This window comes from Mycobacterium triplex (assembly GCF_000689255.1).
Classification (GTDB): domain Bacteria; phylum Actinomycetota; class Actinomycetes; order Mycobacteriales; family Mycobacteriaceae; genus Mycobacterium; species Mycobacterium triplex.
Genome location: NZ_HG964446.1, coordinates 2093642 through 2109735 on the forward strand (window position 1 = coordinate 2093642; position 16094 = coordinate 2109735).

Here is a 16094-nt window from a genome sequence, read left to right on the forward strand (position 1 = left end):
GAAGGGGTGTGATCGAGATCGGTCATGTGAGTCCTACTCCCTAGTGGTGGTGGCAGCATCGCACCGGTCTGCCCGGCTTGGCGCAGTTCGTCAGTCTGGCAGCGGTGTTTGCACACCAGGCGCGAAACACACGACCGTCACATGAACGCAACCTCACGCGCCGGCGACGAAACGGCGTTGGCGGGCGAGCCGCGGACCGGGACACCCGCGACCCGCCTGGTTTCAGTCGAAGACGACGACCGCGCGCCCGACGACGTCGCCGCGCCCCAACGCATCCAGGCGCTCGTTGATGTCGTCGAGATCGACCGGGATGATGTGGTGTTTGATCAGGCCCTGGCCGGCGAGCGCGAGCACCTCGGTCAAATCGTTGTGGTTGCCCCAAAACGATCCGGAGTACGACTTCTCCCCGCTGACGAACGGGAATATGGGCACCTGCGCGCCATGCTGCCCGATCAGGCCGACACAGGTGAGCGCGCCCTCCTTGCCCAGGATCGAAAACCCAAGCTCCAGTGACTCTTTGGCTCCGGCGCAGTCCAGCACGGCATCGACTTCTCGGCGACCGGTCAGGTCTTCCAGTTCGTTTTGCACCTCTTCGGCCGTCTTGTTTCGCGTGTTGACGGTGTGATGGGCGCCGTTTTCCTTCGCGATGGCGAGTTTGTCGTCGTTGCGGGCGAATGCCACCACCGTCGCCCCGCCGCCGAGCAATCGGGCGTACTGCACCCCGTAGCCGCCGAGACCGCCGATGCCGTTGACCACCACCGTGCGGCCCCCGCCGAGTTTCCCGGCCGCGGCCAGCTTCTTCATGCCGCGGTACGGTGTCAGCCCGGCATCGGTGAGCGGGGCCAGCGTCCGCGGAGTGTGATCGGCCTGCTCCGGTACCGCGATGACGTGGCGGGCTTGCACCGGCATGTATTCCGCGAAACCGCCGGGCGGCCCGAACCCCGCCAGCTGCCCGGCGGCGCAGAGTTGCTCGTTGCCCTCGTGGCATTGCCGGCATCGCCCGTCACCCCAATTCGGGTTGACCACGACCAGCGTTCCCTCGGACAGGCCCGCCGATGCCGGCACGTCGGCACCCACCGCGTGCACGCGTCCGGCCACCTCGTGGCCCGGCGTGATGGGAAACGTGAGCGGAAAGCCCTCGCGGAAATAGCCGTCGACCAGTTGGTAGTCGCTGCGGCACATGCCGGCGGCGGCCACCTTGACCAGGACCTCGTTCGGGCCGAAGTCGGGTACGGGGATCTCCTCGAGCCGCAGCGGCTCGTTGTACGCGTGCATCCGCGCCGCCCGCATCTTCATGACGTTCCCCTTCTCGGCGCGCCACAGCCACCCGCCCGACCGGGGCGGTCTTGAGACATGTTGTGATTCAGCCGCTTTGACCCTGACAATGCCAGCAAACAACCGCGCTGGCAACAGCAGTCGACCTGTAGCGCCTAGCCGGTGACGGTCATCTGATCGTCGCTGCCATCCCATGAACGGACGAAGACGTCGATCGGGACCTGCTCGTCGCGGCCCTGCTCGCTGCCGCTGTCGTTGAGGTGCACGATGCCCGCCGCGGTGTCGACCCCGGTGACCACCACCGCGTGGTTGGCCAGCGGCTGCCCGTTCGAGTCTTTGTCCTCGACGGGCTCGCCCCAGATGACTTCGGCGTTGACCCCGGCGATGACCTTGCGGCCCCTCGCCAGATCCTGCTCCAGCGCCGCCATCCCCGTCGGGACGTGACTCGTTGCGGCACTTCCCTTGTCGGTACTCACAGCACGGATTCCATAGTGCGCCAACAGCGTCGGCTCATCGTCGAACGAGGTGCCATCGCCGCTGTGGTGCTTCTTCGGCTTGCTGTAGATCGGCCCGGGGTGCGCGCTGCTGGGCGTCGATTGAGCAAGGGCGACGATCTCGTGCTCGGACGGCTGAGTCCCGGTCAGTTCTCCGACCACGTCGGCCACCGCCATCTCGACACAGTCGTCGTCGTATTGCTGATAGCGCCAGAACGGGGCGGCCGCCGCGGGGTCGCCGTAAAGCGTGCCCGCGCCGCTGGGCGGGTTACCGGGAATGGCCTGGGCGGTGCCCATCGTCAGTGTCAGCGCGGCCGCACCGGTCAGCACGGCGACGGCAGCGGCGCGGGCGACGGTCGCGATACCGGTCATCGGAGTGTCCTGTTCCCGAGCTTCACGGCGGGTGTCTGTCGGAGCAGAGCTTCTCGTCCCGGCCTCTACGAATCCTTGGAATGCTGGTTGGGATGCTGGACGCGCGCGTTAGGGTCTGCCATGACTTCTGGCCAAGTCCGAACGCCGTTGCGTTTCGACGTCAGTGAGGTGGTAGGGGAGCAGGCGTCGCTGGCCGCGACCTACTACCCGGCGCGCAATCGCGGTGCTGCCGCAGCGGTGCTGGTCTGCCTGCCCGGTGGCACCTACAGCCGCGAATACTGGGATCTCCATGTCGCCGGCCGACGCGGATACAGCTTCGCCGAGTTCGCGATCGAAAACGGCTACGCGGTCCTGACGATCGATCCGTTGGGCACCGGCGAAAGTTCAAAACCCGCAAACGATTTCGACTTCTCCGACATCGCCGCCGCGCTCGCTCGCGCCGTCTGCGCGCTACCCGACGCCACCGGCGACCACGCGCCGCCGATTGCCGTTGCGCACTCGCTGGGCGGCTACCTGGCGATCACTCAGCAAGCGCTGTTCCCCGGCTATGCCGGGTTGGCGATTTTCGGATGCACCAATCAATATGTCGCGCCGCTGAACCTGGACCCGGCGTTCATTGCCCGCGCCGCCACGGCAGACGGCCGGAAGGTGCTTGCGCAGGAAATCCTTTCCGCTCTTCCCGACGCGTATTTCGAAGGTCCTCGCGAACACTTGCAGAGCTGGTTTCATCTCGACGACGTTCCCGCCGACGTGGTGGCAGCCGACTGCGTGACCGCGAAATCGGTGGTGCCGCGGATATTCGGTACCGCCATGATTCCCGGCGTCGTCGCCGACCACGCCGCGCTGATCGACGTTCCGGTGTTGCTCGGCTACGGCGCGGTGGACGTCTCGCCTAACCCGCGGGCCGAGGCCGCCCTGTATTCCAGTAGTCCCGACATCACCACCGTGGTGGTGGCCGACAGCGCGCACTGCCACAACATGGCATCGAGCCGGCTCCGGCTATGGCAGCGATTGCTCGCCTGGACGGACGTGGTGGTCAGTGGGCCCCGGACAGGTTCAGTGTGACCACGCCGACGATGATCAGCCCGATGCCGACGACTTTCGTGACGGAAATCGGGGAGCCCAGAAACAGCACGGCGATCAGCACGATGGCCGCCGTGCCGATCGCCGACCACAATGCGTAGGCAACGTCTGTCTGCATACCCCGCTGAATCGACCACGCCAGCAACGCGAAAGAGGTGCCGTAGCCGATCAAGCAGATCACGGTCGGCCACAGCCGGCTGAAACCTTCGGTGCTTTTGAGCAGGCTGGTCGACACCACTTCCGCGATGATCGCGCCGAACAGGGCCAGGTATGTGAGTGCGCCTCCTTGCATACGGATGTGTCTACACCACACTCACCCGGACGACGCCCGTAACGTGGGCCTTGTGACGACGACGAATCTCAATCACCGCCTGGACGCGTATGCGCCGGTGGTGGTGAGCCTGTTTCGGCTGGTGTACGGCTTCCTCTTCGCCGGATATGGCTCGATGATCCTGTTCGGCTGGCCCGTCCGTCCGCCGGGGCCCATCGAGTTCGGAGCATGGCCCGGCTGGTACGCCGGGCTGATCGAATTCGTTACCGGACTACTGGTCGGCACCGGATTGTTAACTCGCGCTGCGGCTTTCATCGCCTCGGGTACCATGGCGGTGGCTTACTTCTGGATGCATCAGCCGCATTCGCTGTGGCCGATCGGCGGTCCCCCAGGCGGCAACGCCGGAACGCCGGCGATCCTGTTCTGCTTTGGCTTCTTCTTGTTGGTGTTCGTCGGCGGGGGCCGTTACTCGCTCGACGCGTGGCGTCGACGCTGATCGGATCAGTCGCCCCACCGGCCATGCGCGGCCGCCAGTTCCAGCATTGTGACGCCGTCGGCCTGGCGTTCCCGCAGCACCTGGTAGGGAAACGTGTACGGCGGTGCTGCCTCGGGGCTGCGCTGTGTCTGCGCGACGATCGCATCCATCAGCGTGCGAGCCATCGATAGCCGCGGATGGCGGGAGTGGATCGCGGCGGCGATGTCCTCGTCGATGAATTCGGCGTTGCGGCCGAAATCCACGCCCACGCCGCTGGCCACCAGATGGCATAGTGCTCCGCGCCGGTCGGCGATGCCCATCGACGTGTGCAGGGCAATCGCCTCCCACACGTCGTCGACGAGTGTGCGCCCGCAGCCGTGTTCGGTCAGCAGCGCGGCCGCCAGGTCGGCGCCTTCGACTTCGAACCGCTGCTTGCCCGGTGCCGCGGAACCGGCACCGAGATCGTGGAGTACGCAGCCAAGGAATAGGGCGTCCCGGTCGTAGTCCGCGCCCGGGTGCATGCCCTCGTGCGCGGCGACGAGCTCACCGAACAGGTAGCTGCGCACGCTGTGGTTGAACACTGACGGAGACTCGGTCGACTCGGCCAGCCGGATGGCGGCCTGTGCCACGGAGGTGTCGGGGAGAACCGGTATGACCTGCATAGACAGAACAGTAGAGGCGCCGCGGCGATGTGATGAGTGGCTAAAACGACATGAGGCCCACGTTTTGAGCCACGACGGCCGGGCGGCGCGCTTGTACTCCCGGCTGGATCGGTGATAATGACATTCTCTAGTTTGGAGAAGCCATTTCCATTTACCGGGAGGGTCGACGATGACCGCGAACCAACGATGCGCCGGACTGGTGGCTTTGGTCACCGGCAGCAGCCGCGGCCTGGGCAAGGCGATCGCCGCACGGTTTGCCGCGCACGGCGCCACGGTCGCACTGACCGCGCGCACGATGGACCCCGACCCCAAATACCACGGGTCGCTGCGCGAGACCGTCGACGAGATCGTCGCCGCCGGAGGCCGGGCCGTTGCCGTTCAAGCGGATCTGTCTCAAGCCGAGGAACGCGAGCGGCTGTTCGGTGAAGTGGTGGACACCGTCGGTGCCCCCGACATCCTGGTGAACAATGCCGCGGTCACTTTCCTTCGGCCCCTTGACGGGTTTCCCGAGCGGCGCGCCCGACTGATGATGGAAATGCACGTCCTCGGGCCACTGCACTTGAGCCAGTTGGCAATTCCCGCGATGCGCGAACGCGGACGGGGCTGGATTCTGAACCTGACCTCCGTCGGCGGTGACCTGCCGTCCGGCCCGCCCTTCTCCGAATTCGACCGAACCGCCGGCTTCGGCATTTACGGGACGGCCAAGGCCGCACTCAACCGGCTGACCAAAAGCCTTGCCGCAGAACTCTACGACGACGGCATCGCCGTCAACGCCGCCGCACCGTCGGATCCCGTGGCCACCCCCGGCGCGGGCACTCTGGACCTGGCCAAGACCGTTACCGAGGACATCGAACTGATCACCGAGACGGCGTTCCGGCTCTGCACGGGAGACCCGAAAACGCTGACCGGCCGCATCGCGCATACCCAGACCTTCCTCGCCGAGGTTGGCTGGTTCCAGCCGGCCGGCTGATGGTCGAGGTCGATCTCGACGAGCTGCGCCGGCGACTCGCGGCGGCTGGCGTCACCGACGTCACCGCACTGGCTAAAGGCGCCTCCAGCTTCACCTTTCGAGGCGCGCAATCCGGGCGGCCAGTGGTGATCAAGCTGGCCCCGCCGGGGGTGCAGCCGATCGCGCACCGGGATGTACTTCGGCAGGCCCGTATTCTCAAAGCGCTTGCCGCAACCCGGGTTCCAGTACCCGAAGTGCTGTGGGAGGACCGGGGAGATCCGCCCGTGATTCCTCCGCTGTTCGTGATGTCACACGTCGACGGCGACTGCGTCGAGCCGCTGTTCGACGGCTGCCCGCCGTCGGCGCAGGTGGCCGAGCGCTACCGCAACGCGTGCCGGACGATGGCCGCGTTGCACAGTCTTTCGTCGGGCGAACTCGGGCTGGGTTCCGAACCGGTCATCGATCCGGTCTCGGAAGTCGAGCGCTGGTGCCAGACATTGCAGACCGTCGACCCGGCGCTGGTACCCGGCTGGGAGGGTGTACGCGACGCGCTATTGCGTTGTGCACCAACACCTATCGAACCCAGCGTGGTGCACGGTGACTTCCGGCTGGGCAATCTGCTGGCGGCCGGGCCGAGTGTGAGCGCGGTGATCGATTGGGAGATCTGGTCGATCGGTGATCCGCGAACCGATGCGGGCTGGTTCCTGATCAACTCCGATCCGCAGACGTATCAACGTGTTCCGGATGCAGCGGGCATGGCACCGCCGGTCGCCGAACTCGCCGAGATCTACCAACACGAGCTGGGCCGCGAGGTTGTCGACCTGCCCTGGTTCAGCGCGCTGGCCTGTTTCAAATCGGCGGCGACCTGGTCGCTGATCGTCAAGCACAACCGCCGCAGGACTGCGCCGCGGCCGGAGTGGGAAGCCATGGCCCCGACGTTGCCGCGGTTGCTCAGGCGCGCGCAGTCGATCGTAAGGTGAGCCGTTTGGGTCGGTTACCCGCAGCGGACGAAGATGTTCTCGCAATACATTCCGAAGCCGTTCCAGTTCTTCTTTAGGGGACGGCCCCGGTCGGCCGGATTCGTGAAGATGGATGGCGCGTCCACCGTCTCCAACTGGTTGAGGGAGGGCGGTATCGGCGGGACGGTCGGATCCGGGGCCGCGTGGGCTATTCCGGCGCCGCACCCGAGGGCCGCGACGCTGAACGCACCGGCAAGCAGTCCGCGAGCGTACGAACGAATCTTCATCGCCGCCCTCCCTGCCCTTGACGGTGCTCCATTGGCGCAATTCTAGCTGCGTCTCAGCCCGAACGACACATAGCTTGCGGGCGCCATGCGGCACTGCCAGCGTGCCGTGCCTACATCGCATATCAGTTACGAACGCGACACAACTTTGCGGGACCGGCCAGCAAATTCTCCGGGGCGAATGTTGCGACGCATACCTTGTTGCCCGTGAGGCGGATTGCCCTGAGGGTGCGTCGTGCTGCGGTAGTTGCCGTTTGCGTCGCCATGTCCGTGATCATGGCTCCGGCGGCGGGCGGCGATCCACAGGCCGAGCCGGTGGGCGCTGCGGCAGCCAACGACGGGCGGGTGGCCTCGAATCCTCCGGTAACCGTCGATACTCCCGACGGCTGGATCCTCGGCCTCGGCGCCAAGGACGAGATGCAGGTTCCCGTGGCGCCGTTGACCACCGCCGTCTCGTCTCGCGAATATCTCTCCAGCGGAGTGTTCGTCGGTTCGCTGAGGGGACCAGAACCGGGGCAGGGCCTGCTCGAGGTGGGTTACGAGATCGGCTGTGGAATCGACATGAGCACGTCCAACGGCGTCGAGTTGGGCGGCAATGCCGGTCTGACACCTTCGCTCGGCTTCACCGGCGCATTTCCGGTGCCGGGAAACTTCCTGCCGGTACTTTCCGCCCCGGTGGGCGGCTCGATCAACGTGGGACTCAAGCCCGGCTTCGTGATCGTGGTGCCGGTGACCAAAAAACAGTTCAGGGGCTCCAACCCCTGGGTGATGATCAGCAACTTCCACGTCAAGATCGACGGCTGCGTGGGTCAGTCGTTCATTCGCTCCTACGCGACGCTGACCCGGATGACCGATCTGTCCGATGTGGTGCTGTCCTACGTCGGCGTGACCACGGCCGTCTGATCGCGGGACCTCTTCCGCCGGCCATCGGCGCGGATAGAATGCGTTAACTCAACGGGGTGGGGAGACATCGTGACCGACGACGATTTCAACCGTCGCAACATCGAAGAGTTCCGCGCCAACCACGGCCGCCTCGGCGGGCAGTTCGAGGGCGCACCGGTACTGCTGTTGCATAGCAAGGGAGCTCGTAGCGGGCAGGTGCGCGTGAACCCGATGATGTACCTGGCCGACGGTCAGCGCTACCTGGTGTTCGCATCCGCGGCGGGCTCCGACCGCAACCCCGCGTGGTATCACAATCTGGTGGCGCACCCCGACGCCCAGATCGAGGTGGGGGACGACCTCATCGACGTTCACGCCGTCGAACTCAGGGGTGCCGAACGCGACCAGACGTACGCCGTTCAAGCCGCGCGGTATCCGGGCTTCGCCGACTACGAACGCAAAACCACCCGAACGATTCCGGTGCTTGCGCTCGTCCCGCGGCCGGCGTCGTCATGAAAGCCGTTTAGCCGCGGGGGATGCCCGCCAGCTTGTCGGCGAACTTGGCTTCGGCGGCCGCGCGCAGCCGCAGCAGGTGTTCGGAGGGAAACAGATCCGGCGCGGGCTGCCGGTCTTTGAGCAGCAGGCGGGCCAGCGTCACCTTGTGCACTTCGGTCGGGCCGTCGGCGAGGCCGAGCACGAACGACTCCACCAGGTACTGCACAAACGGCATCTCGTGCGTGGTGCCCAACGATCCGTGTAGCTGAAGCGCTCGCGCCGAAACGTCATGCAGCACCTTCTGCATCATCGCCTTGACGGCCGAGATATCGGCGCGCACCGCCTTGTAGTCGTTGAATTGGTCGATCTTCCACGCGGTTTGGAGGGTCAAAAGTCTAAACGCTTCGATCTCCATCCACGAGTCGGCGATCATCTCTTGCACCAGCTGCTTGTTGGAGAGCGCCTCGCCCTGGGTGTAGCGCGACACGGCCCGTTCACAAAGCATGTCGAAGATGCGACGGACCAAGCCGACCGTGCGCATCGCGTGGTGGATGCGACCGCCGCCGAGTCGGGTTTGCGCGACGACGAAAGCCCCGCCCCGCGGGCCCAACATGTGATCGGCCGGAACGCGGACGTTCTCGTAGCGGACGTAGCCCTCGCGCCCGCCACCCAGGGGCTGATACCCCAATCCGACGTCGCGCATCACATTGATGCCGGGAGTGTCGCCGGGGACGACGAACATCGAATAGCGCTGGTACGGCGGCGCATCGGGGTCGGTCATCGCCATCACGATGATGAACGACGCCATCGAGGCGAACGACGAGAACCACTTCTCTCCGTTGATGATCCAGTGCTCACCGTCGGGGACCGCGGACGTGGTGAACACCTTCGGGTCCGCGCCGCCCTGTGGTTCGGTCATGGAGAAGCAGGACACGATGCGGTTGTCCAGCAGCGGCTCGAGATAACGCGACTTGAGCTCGGGCGTGCCGTAGTGCGCGAGGATCTCGCTGTTCCCGGAATCGGGTGCCTGGGAACCGAATACGATCGGCGCGCACTCCGAGCGGCCCAGAATCTCGTTGAGCAGAGCAAGTTTCACCTGACCGTAACCAGGACCGCCCAGATGCGGACCGAGGTGGGTGGCCCACAGCCCGCGCTCCTTGACGATCTCCTGCAGCGGCGGGATCAGGGCTTGACGAACCGGATCGTTGAGATCGTGTGACTCCTTGACGATCAGGTCGATGGGCTCGCACTCGGTGCGCACGAAGTCCTCGACCCATTCGAGTTGTTGTGCCCACTGCGGATCAGTGGAGAAGTCCCACGACATCCGTCATCCTTTCGTTTGTCGATGCGAGTTGCTTTGCGCCACGATGCCGGCGTCGACCAGTTCGGTGACGGCGGCGTCGTCGAATCCCAGCTCACGTAACAACGCGTGCGTGTGATCGCCCGGCAGCGACGGCGATGAGGGCGCATCGGGCGTGGTGCGGGAGAAGCGTGGAGCCGGTGCGGGCTGGGTGATCCCGTCGACGGCGATGAAGGTTTCCCGTGCCACCAGGTGCGGGTGCCGCGGCGCCTCCGATAGCGAAAGCACTGGCGTAACACAACATCCCGGGGAGTCGAGGAGCTGCTCCCACTCGTGGCGTGACTTCTCGGCGAACCGGGCGGCCAGCGCCGCGCGGTGTGCGGCCCAAGCGGCCGGCTCGTCGTCGTCATGGGGCACGTCGACGCCGAGACGATCGCAGAGTTCGGCGTAGAACTTGGCCTCCATGGCACCGACGGCGACGTGTTGTCCGTCCGCGGTGGCATAGGCGCCGTAGAAGTGCGCGGCACCGTCGAGCAGGTTGTCCTGGCGCCGGTCGCGCCAGGTGCCGGCGGGCACCATGCCGAAGTACGGCGCCAGCAGGGTCGCGACGCCGTCGACCATCGCGACGTCGAGCACCTGACCTTCGCCCGACTCGCGGGCCTCGAGAATCGCGCTGAGCAGGCCGACCGCCAGCAGCATTCCGCCGCCGCCGTAGTCGCCGACCAAGTTGAGTGGCGGAATGGGGGATTCGGCGGTGCCGATGCCGTGCAGGGCACCGGCCAGCGCGAGGTAGTTGATGTCATGGCCGGCATGTCCGGCCAGCGGTCCGTCCTGTCCGTAGCCGGTCATGCGGGCGTACACGAGACGAGGATTGTGCGTCCGCAGCGCATCGGGGCCGATACCGAGGCGTTCGGCCACACCCGGGCGGTACACGTCGACGAAGGCGTCGGCGGCGCCGACCAGCCGGTGCACCAGGTCGCGGCCGCGCGGATCCTTCACGTCGACGGCGACCGACCGCTGACTGCGGCGCACCGTGTAGTCGATGGGCGGTGGGCCGTCCACGCCCGCAAGCGCATCCACGCGAACGACGTCCGCGCCCAAGTCTCCCAACAACATCCCGCAGAACGGGGCCGGCCCCAGGCCGCCCATCATCACGATGCGGACCCCGCGCAGCGGACCACTCACCGGGACCACTTTTGCCGGCGTGCGGCCGCTTCCTCGGTGGCGTGCGAGATCACCTGATTGCGGTTCTCCAGTTCCAGCGCCGCGGACAGGCTCGCGGCGTCGGTGTTGACTTGCAGCGCACGCTTGGTGAGCTGCACGCCCAGCGGCGACAGGTCCGCGATCAGCGACGCCAACTCGACCGCACGGCCGGTCAACCGGTCCGGCTCGACGAGCTCGCTGACCAGACCGCGCCGGTCGGCCTCGGTCGCCGACACCGTGCGCCCGGTGAGCATCCAGTCGGCGGCGACACTGGTCCCGACGATGCGGGGCAGGTGATAGCTCATGCCCATCTCGGCACCCGACAGGCCGAGCAGGATCGCTGCGTTGCCGAACGATGCTGTGGCCGAACAGATTCGGATATCAGAAGCGAGGCACAGCGCGAACCCCGCGCCGACACACGGGCCGTTGATCGCTGCGATGACCGGCGCCGGCATCGCGCGCAGCGCCTCGGCCAGTGCGGCCATCCTCTCCTGAAAACGCATCCGGTCCAGTGCGGGCGCACTGGCCTCGAGCATGCCGGGCCCGAAGTCGCGCATGTCGATGCCCGCGCAAAAGCCGCGACCGGCACCCGTGAGAACGATGGCGCGTGCCGCACTGTCATCGGCCAAATCGCCGAGTACCTGGATCAATTCGGTTTGCATAACCTCGTTGATCGCGTTGAGTCGCTCGGCCCGGTTCAGCCGCAGGACGACGACGCCGTCGCGCGGCCGGTCGAGATCGAGCGTGCTCGGCTTAGCCATATCCGGGTCACACCCGCTCGATGATCGTCGCGGTGCCCATGCCGCCACCGGTACACATGGTTACCAGTCCCGTTGTCAGGTCGCGACGTTCGAGCTCGTCGAGGATGGTCCCGATCAGCATCGCGCCGGTCGCGCCGATCGGGTGGCCCAGCGCGATCGCGCCCCCGTTGACGTTGACCCGGTCCGGATCGATGTCGAGGTCGCGGATCGTCTTGAGCGGGACCGCGGCGAACGCTTCGTTGATCTCCCACAAATCGATGTCCGAAACGGTCATGCCGGCCCGTTCCAGGCAGCGCCGCGCGGCCGGTCCGGGCGCGGTCAGCATGATGATCGGTTCGCTGCCGATCGCGGCGGCGGCACGGATCCGACCCCGCGGCCGTGCGCCGTTGGCGCGCGCCCAGTCGGGCGACGCGAGCAGCACGGCCGCCGCACCGTCGACCACCCCGGAGGAGTTGCCGGCATGGTGAACATGGTCGATGTGATCGATGCCGGGGTAGCGCCGCAGGCAGATCTCGTCGAACGTGTGGTGCTCACCGTCGACACCGGTGGCACCCATCGCCGCGAACGCCGGCTTGAGTTTGGCCAGTGTCTCGGTGGAGGTTCCGCGACGGGGGTGCTCGTCGCGGGCGACCGTGCCGTCGGGTGTGGCCACTTCGACCAGGGAGCGGTCGAATCTTCCCTCGTCGATCGCGGCGGCGGCACGGGTCTGGCTGAGCGCGGCGTACGTGTCGACCACCTCGCGGGTGAAGCCCTCGAGGGTGGCGATGAGGTCAGCCGAAATGCCTTGCGGAACAGTCGGATGAAGTGCTCGCAGGTCCGCGTTGTTGCCGTCGATCGTCGGCACTCCGGCGGTGACGTCCCATCGTGACATCGATTCGACGCCACCGGCGATCACCAGATCGTCGGCGCCCGCGGCGATCGAGGATGCCGCGACGGTGACGGCTTGCTGTCCGGATCCGCAGAACCGGTTCAGCGTCATCCCCGGCACGGTCTCGGGCCAACCGGCCAACAGCACCGACAGCCGCGCGATGTCGTCGCCGTGGTCACCGGACAGGATGCCGTTGCCGGCGATCACGTCGTCGATGTTCGCGGGGTCGAAACCGGTGCGTTCGGCCAGGGCGGTGAGGCAGGTGGCGAACAGTGTCTGCGGATGCACGTTGTGCAGCCCGCCATCGGGGCGGCCCCGCCCACGGGGTGTGCGTACCGCATCGAGAATCCAGGCGTCGATGTTGGGCTCCGATCGTGGTGCGAGGGGGTCGATACGGCGGATCCGTACTGATCGTAAATCGTCTCTCGACTTTGGAGAATAACCCTCTCCAAAACAGCGAAGCCATTCTCGGTCCCGCGGCGCCCCCAGCACCTGCCCCGATGACGCGGGGGCTACACGCTGGCGGTGTGCGCGGGCGGCCTCGGCTGCGAGAGGGGGGTCGCCCGGCCCGACCGACGCAGCGTGGCCGCGGGTGTTTCGCCGTACCGGGAGGCGTGTGCGGCCGCGAAGCGTCCGGGGTTCGAGTATCCCCAGCGCTTGGCGATCGAGGCCACGGTTTCGACCGAGGGATCCGACTCGAGCAGCTCCTGGTGCGCACGCCTTAGCCGCACCTGGCGAAGGTAAGTCATCGGCGACATGCCCATATGGCGAATGAAACTCTGCTGCAGGGCGCGCGAGCTGACGTGACACTCGGCCGCCAGCGACGTAACCGTCAGGGGGAGATGCGGCTCCGACTCGATGATGTCTACTGCGGGCCGAATGGTATGGGGGGTAACAAGTTTGGTCCGCTCTGCGAGTGCGTTCCGGTACGGGTGGTCAGCGGCAAGCAGCAGTGCATGGAGCAGGCTGTCCACGAAAGGCGTTGCCACCAGCGGTTGTGTCAGGGCGCTGTCAGTTCGAAAGAGCTCCTGGGCGAACACGGTGAACATGTGCATCCAGCTGCGCGCGGGCCCCTGGGTGGTCACCATGGATGGCTTGAATTCGATCTGCGTGGTCAATGGGCGCCCGAGCGCCTCGCCGAGCGTGTCCTCGAGCGCATTGCGGTTCACTCGCAAGGCAATCACCCGGCAGCCCGCCGGCCAGCGGGGAACGACCAGTTCTCCCTCGGGCAGACAAATAGTGGCAAGGCCGGGCGCATAGGTTATCGAGGAGCCGCGCTGCAATAGCTCCATTTGTCCGGACGCGAGAATGTTGACTTGGTAAAACGGCCGATCGTGGGCGCAGCGGAGGCAGGCATCCACGTTGAATGCCAGGTCAAGAACGGTGATCGGTCCGACGGTGCCGGCACGTTGGGTCAGCGAAAACGGCTTGCGACGGTCCACCGGGCCGAGTGTTTGCAGGCACGGAAAGAATTTGGCGACTTGCTTGAAGGCGTCGGTTGTCTTGAGTTCCGCAACGATTTTCGGTTCACTTTTCTCGCCCATTTCGAACTCCGCTTCTCCTGCTTCGCCGTCCGTTTGAACGGACTACTCGGGCATTCGCGGCGAGTGCCGGTACGGATCGCTTAATGTGGCGGACGTCACATCATTTGCGAATCAAGCATTTTCCTGAGTTCGCGTGTCACCGGCATCGGTAAGAGGCCGAACCTAGCTACGCGTAGCAAAGTGTCTCAAACGTTGCGCGAACTGTACCGACAAGAGGTATCGCGGCTCTGGCGGCTCTAGCCTCGCTGTGAAAGCGTTATCCGACAACGGATTTCGTACTTGCGATCGGAGTGAGATGACAACATCGTCTGCACAGTGTCCCACAGCACACGAAGAGCTGTTGGCAGATGCGGTGCGATTGCAGCCGCTGCTTCGCGAAAGCACGTTGGCAAGTGAAGCCATGCGCAAGCTGCCGCAAGAGGCGATCGACGCACTGACCGAAGCAGGGTTCTTCCGCTTGCTCAAGCCGCGTCGATTCGGGGGTGTGCACGCCCGGCAACGGACGATGCTCGAGATCGCTGAAACGCTCGGCCAGGCAAATGCATCCGCGGCATGGCTGGTGAGTATCGGAGCCACGGCCGCGGTCGTGGCGCGGCATGGCTCGGAGCAGGCTCAGTCCGAGATCTTCCGCGCGCCCGATTCCCGGATCGCCGGCGGACTGGCCCCGGGCAGCGCGCGTCGCGTGGATGGTGGACTCTCGATCAGCGGAAGCTGGTCATACGCATCCGGCGCCCCGCATGCCGACTGGGCATCGATCGGCGTGGTGGTGCCCGATCAGGACAACGCCGGCATGCAGACCTTTCTGTGCTTCGTGCCGGCAACCGAGGTGCGGCTGCGCGACACCTGGCACACGGCCGGTATGCGTGGCACCGCGAGCCAAACATTTTTGGCTGATCAAGTTTTCGTTCCCGAGCACCGTGCGATCGCGTTCGAATCGTTGGCGGCCGGACGGATGCCGGGAGGTGGTTCGGGGTACCGGCTTCCGCTGGCACCGGTGGCCGCTCTGCTTCTGGTAGGGCCGTTGCTCGGGCTTGGGCAAGCGGCCGCGGACCTGGTGCTTCAAACGGCTCCGTCGAAGTCACTGAGCGACACATCCTTTGTCCACCAAAGTGATTCGGCTGGGGTGCAGATTCAGGTCGCGGAGGCGCAACTCAAGTTGCGCAGCGCCCGGCTACACGCCTTCGAGGTCGCCGATGCGTTGGACTCTGGCGAGATCGTGAACGGCGAGGCGGGGTACCCGCTTCGTGCTCTGGCGCGAGCGCAATGCGGTTACGCCGCCCGGCAAGTGCTCGAGGCGATACAGATCCTGATCAATGTCCATGGCGCGGGCAGCTTCGCCGATTCCAGTGCAATGCAGCAGTATTGGCGCGACGCCAATGTCGCGGCACGACATGCCGCGCTGAATTCCTATGTCGGTTACGAGATTTACGGAAAGTCGCTGCTGGGCGTGCCCGAACGCATAGCCCCGCTGGTGTGAGAAGGGACAGAGATGTCGACATTCGTTTTGGTGCACGGGGCGTGGCATGACGGCTCGGCATGGGATCGCGTCATCGAACGGCTGAACGCGCAAGGGCACATCGCATTCGGTCCGACCATCGCCGGTCACGGACGGGACGCGGACAGATCCGTGACGCACGCCGAGGCGACGCGGTCCATCGTAGATTTCGTCCTGGACAACGGACTGACCGATATCGTGCTGGTCGGTCACTCCTATGGCGGCACGGTCATCAGCAAGGTGGCCGAGGCGATCTCAGAAAGCATCCGGCGGCTGGTGTTCGTGAGCGGGTTTGTGCTCAACGACGGCGAATGTCTGCTCGATAATATCCCGCCCGAAGACCGAGCGATGCTGACACAGTTGGCTTCTGAGTCGGCAGACGACACCGCGGCGATGCCGTTCGAGTATTGGCAACAGAGATTCGTCAACGGCGCGGACCCGGCGACGCAACGCTGGACCCACGATCGGCTATCGCCTCAGCCCTTCCGGCCGTTCTGTGAACCGTTGAACCTGGAGAAGTTCTACGCACTCGACACGCCGAAAAGCTACCTGGTGTGTACCGAGGACATAACGCTGTCGGGTGAGTGGGGCTGGCATCCCCGGATGTCCCGCCGGCTGGGGGCGTACCGGCTCGTCCGAATGCCGGGAAATCACGAAGTCGTCTTCACCGACCCAATTGGTCTGGCCGACAAGATCGTCGAGGCCGGGCGCGACTGAAGCGCGGA

At 65.7% G+C, this 16094-nt stretch carries 18 protein-coding genes; 8 read left to right on the forward strand and 10 right to left on the reverse strand.

From position 1 onward, the window contains the following. Positions 1-222 precede the first annotated feature (222 nt). The gene (locus BN973_RS09850) at positions 223-1296 is read right to left on the reverse strand and encodes an NAD(P)-dependent alcohol dehydrogenase (protein ID WP_084163354.1); all 1074 of its coding nucleotides are present in this window, start codon (positions 1294-1296) and stop codon (positions 223-225) included. A 134-nt stretch (positions 1297-1430) separates the two neighbouring features. Next, positions 1431-2141: a cysteine peptidase family C39 domain-containing protein gene (locus BN973_RS09855; RefSeq protein ID WP_036467770.1), complete on the reverse strand. Its 711-nt coding sequence runs from the start codon at positions 2139-2141 to the stop codon at positions 1431-1433. 120 nt (positions 2142-2261) lie between these two features. Between BN973_RS09855 and BN973_RS09860 the strand changes: the two genes are divergently transcribed. After that, a complete protein-coding gene (locus BN973_RS09860; RefSeq protein WP_051641198.1) occupies positions 2262-3206 on the forward strand; it encodes an alpha/beta hydrolase in 945 nt (314 codons plus the stop codon). On the opposite strand, the gene BN973_RS09865 is transcribed toward BN973_RS09860, so the two are convergent. Beyond that, positions 3178-3516 carry a DMT family transporter gene (locus tag BN973_RS09865; RefSeq protein ID WP_036467771.1) on the reverse strand — a complete coding sequence of 113 codons (339 nt, stop codon included), beginning with the start codon at positions 3514-3516 and terminating at the stop codon, positions 3178-3180. The two genes, BN973_RS09860 and BN973_RS09865, sit on opposite strands and share 29 nt — an antisense overlap. A 79-nt stretch (positions 3517-3595) precedes the next feature. Between BN973_RS09865 and BN973_RS09870 the strand changes: the two genes are divergently transcribed. Continuing rightward, positions 3596-3991 (forward strand): DoxX family protein, encoded by a 396-nt coding sequence (locus BN973_RS09870; protein WP_407067600.1) that lies wholly within the window; start codon positions 3596-3598, stop codon positions 3989-3991. 5 nt (positions 3992-3996) lie between these two features. Here the strand turns inward: BN973_RS09870 and BN973_RS09875 are convergent, their stop codons facing one another. Continuing rightward, positions 3997-4632: an HD domain-containing protein gene (locus BN973_RS09875; protein ID WP_036467773.1), complete on the reverse strand. Its 636-nt coding sequence runs from the start codon at positions 4630-4632 to the stop codon at positions 3997-3999. A gap of 169 nt (positions 4633-4801) precedes the next feature. On the opposite strand from BN973_RS09875, the gene BN973_RS09880 reads away from it, so the two are divergent. Together BN973_RS09880 and BN973_RS09885 are read left to right on the forward strand one after the other, a co-directional pair. Beyond that, positions 4802-5602 (forward strand): SDR family NAD(P)-dependent oxidoreductase, encoded by an 801-nt coding sequence (locus BN973_RS09880; protein WP_036467774.1) that lies wholly within the window; start codon positions 4802-4804, stop codon positions 5600-5602. Next, positions 5602-6561, forward strand: a complete 960-nt coding sequence (locus BN973_RS09885) for a phosphotransferase family protein (RefSeq protein ID WP_036467775.1) — start codon at positions 5602-5604, stop codon at positions 6559-6561. The genes BN973_RS09880 and BN973_RS09885 overlap by 1 nt, the downstream gene beginning before the upstream one ends. A 14-nt stretch (positions 6562-6575) precedes the next feature. On the opposite strand, the gene BN973_RS09890 is transcribed toward BN973_RS09885, so the two are convergent. Then, positions 6576-6827 carry a hypothetical protein gene (locus BN973_RS09890; RefSeq protein WP_036467777.1) on the reverse strand — a complete coding sequence of 84 codons (252 nt, stop codon included), beginning with the start codon at positions 6825-6827 and terminating at the stop codon, positions 6576-6578. 219 nt (positions 6828-7046) lie between these two features. Between BN973_RS09890 and BN973_RS09895 the strand changes: the two genes are divergently transcribed. Both BN973_RS09895 and BN973_RS09900 read left to right on the forward strand, forming a co-directional pair. Further along, positions 7047-7727: an MspA family porin gene (locus BN973_RS09895; protein ID WP_232232197.1), complete on the forward strand. Its 681-nt coding sequence runs from the start codon at positions 7047-7049 to the stop codon at positions 7725-7727. A gap of 69 nt (positions 7728-7796) precedes the next feature. Continuing rightward, positions 7797-8219: a nitroreductase family deazaflavin-dependent oxidoreductase gene (locus tag BN973_RS09900; RefSeq protein ID WP_036467780.1), complete on the forward strand. Its 423-nt coding sequence runs from the start codon at positions 7797-7799 to the stop codon at positions 8217-8219. A 7-nt stretch (positions 8220-8226) separates the two neighbouring features. Here the strand turns inward: BN973_RS09900 and BN973_RS09905 are convergent, their stop codons facing one another. The 5 genes from BN973_RS09905 to BN973_RS29905 form a co-directional block, all read right to left on the reverse strand. Then, positions 8227-9522 (reverse strand): acyl-CoA dehydrogenase family protein, encoded by a 1296-nt coding sequence (locus BN973_RS09905; RefSeq protein ID WP_036467781.1) that lies wholly within the window; start codon positions 9520-9522, stop codon positions 8227-8229. 3 nt (positions 9523-9525) lie between these two features. Beyond that, the gene (locus BN973_RS09910; RefSeq protein WP_036472236.1) at positions 9526-10683 is read right to left on the reverse strand and encodes a CaiB/BaiF CoA transferase family protein; all 1158 of its coding nucleotides are present in this window, start codon (positions 10681-10683) and stop codon (positions 9526-9528) included. Continuing rightward, entirely contained in the window at positions 10680-11462 is a 783-nt protein-coding gene (locus BN973_RS09915) for an enoyl-CoA hydratase/isomerase family protein (protein ID WP_036467782.1), read from the reverse strand. The genes BN973_RS09910 and BN973_RS09915 overlap by 4 nt, the downstream gene beginning before the upstream one ends. A gap of 7 nt (positions 11463-11469) precedes the next feature. Beyond that, positions 11470-12678 (reverse strand): acetyl-CoA C-acetyltransferase, encoded by a 1209-nt coding sequence (locus BN973_RS09920; protein WP_232232198.1) that lies wholly within the window; start codon positions 12676-12678, stop codon positions 11470-11472. A gap of 164 nt (positions 12679-12842) precedes the next feature. Beyond that, positions 12843-13874, reverse strand: a complete 1032-nt coding sequence (locus BN973_RS29905; RefSeq protein ID WP_051641200.1) for an AraC family transcriptional regulator — start codon at positions 13872-13874, stop codon at positions 12843-12845. Between the two features lie 295 nt (positions 13875-14169). On the opposite strand from BN973_RS29905, the gene BN973_RS09930 reads away from it, so the two are divergent. After that, entirely contained in the window at positions 14170-15351 is a 1182-nt protein-coding gene (locus BN973_RS09930) for an acyl-CoA dehydrogenase family protein (RefSeq protein WP_036467786.1), read from the forward strand. Between the two features lie 12 nt (positions 15352-15363). Further along, positions 15364-16086, forward strand: coding sequence for an alpha/beta fold hydrolase (locus BN973_RS09935; protein ID WP_036467787.1), 723 nt, complete (start codon positions 15364-15366; stop codon positions 16084-16086). Positions 16087-16094: the final 8 nt, after the last annotated feature.

Bases quoted from the DNA above. Each gene is read 5' to 3' on its own strand.
- BN973_RS09850 (WP_084163354.1), bottom strand. From the start codon at position 1,296: ATGAAGATGCGGGCGGCGCGGATGCACGCGTACAACGAGCCGCTGCGG.
- BN973_RS09855 (WP_036467770.1), bottom strand. From the start codon at position 2,141: ATGACCGGTATCGCGACCGTCGCCCGCGCCGCTGCCGTCGCCGTGCTG.
- BN973_RS09860 (WP_051641198.1), top strand. From the start codon at position 2,262: ATGACTTCTGGCCAAGTCCGAACGCCGTTGCGTTTCGACGTCAGTGAG.
- BN973_RS09865 (WP_036467771.1), bottom strand. From the start codon at position 3,516: ATGCAAGGAGGCGCACTCACATACCTGGCCCTGTTCGGCGCGATCATC.
- BN973_RS09875 (WP_036467773.1), bottom strand. From the start codon at position 4,632: ATGCAGGTCATACCGGTTCTCCCCGACACCTCCGTGGCACAGGCCGCC.
- BN973_RS09880 (WP_036467774.1), top strand. From the start codon at position 4,802: ATGACCGCGAACCAACGATGCGCCGGACTGGTGGCTTTGGTCACCGGC.
- BN973_RS09885 (WP_036467775.1), top strand. From the start codon at position 5,602: ATGGTCGAGGTCGATCTCGACGAGCTGCGCCGGCGACTCGCGGCGGCT.
- BN973_RS09890 (WP_036467777.1), bottom strand. From the start codon at position 6,827: ATGAAGATTCGTTCGTACGCTCGCGGACTGCTTGCCGGTGCGTTCAGC.
- BN973_RS09905 (WP_036467781.1), bottom strand. From the start codon at position 9,522: ATGTCGTGGGACTTCTCCACTGATCCGCAGTGGGCACAACAACTCGAA.
- BN973_RS09915 (WP_036467782.1), bottom strand. From the start codon at position 11,462: ATGGCTAAGCCGAGCACGCTCGATCTCGACCGGCCGCGCGACGGCGTC.
- BN973_RS29905 (WP_051641200.1), bottom strand. From the start codon at position 13,874: ATGGGCGAGAAAAGTGAACCGAAAATCGTTGCGGAACTCAAGACAACC.
- BN973_RS09930 (WP_036467786.1), top strand. From the start codon at position 14,170: ATGACAACATCGTCTGCACAGTGTCCCACAGCACACGAAGAGCTGTTG.
- BN973_RS09935 (WP_036467787.1), top strand. From the start codon at position 15,364: ATGTCGACATTCGTTTTGGTGCACGGGGCGTGGCATGACGGCTCGGCA.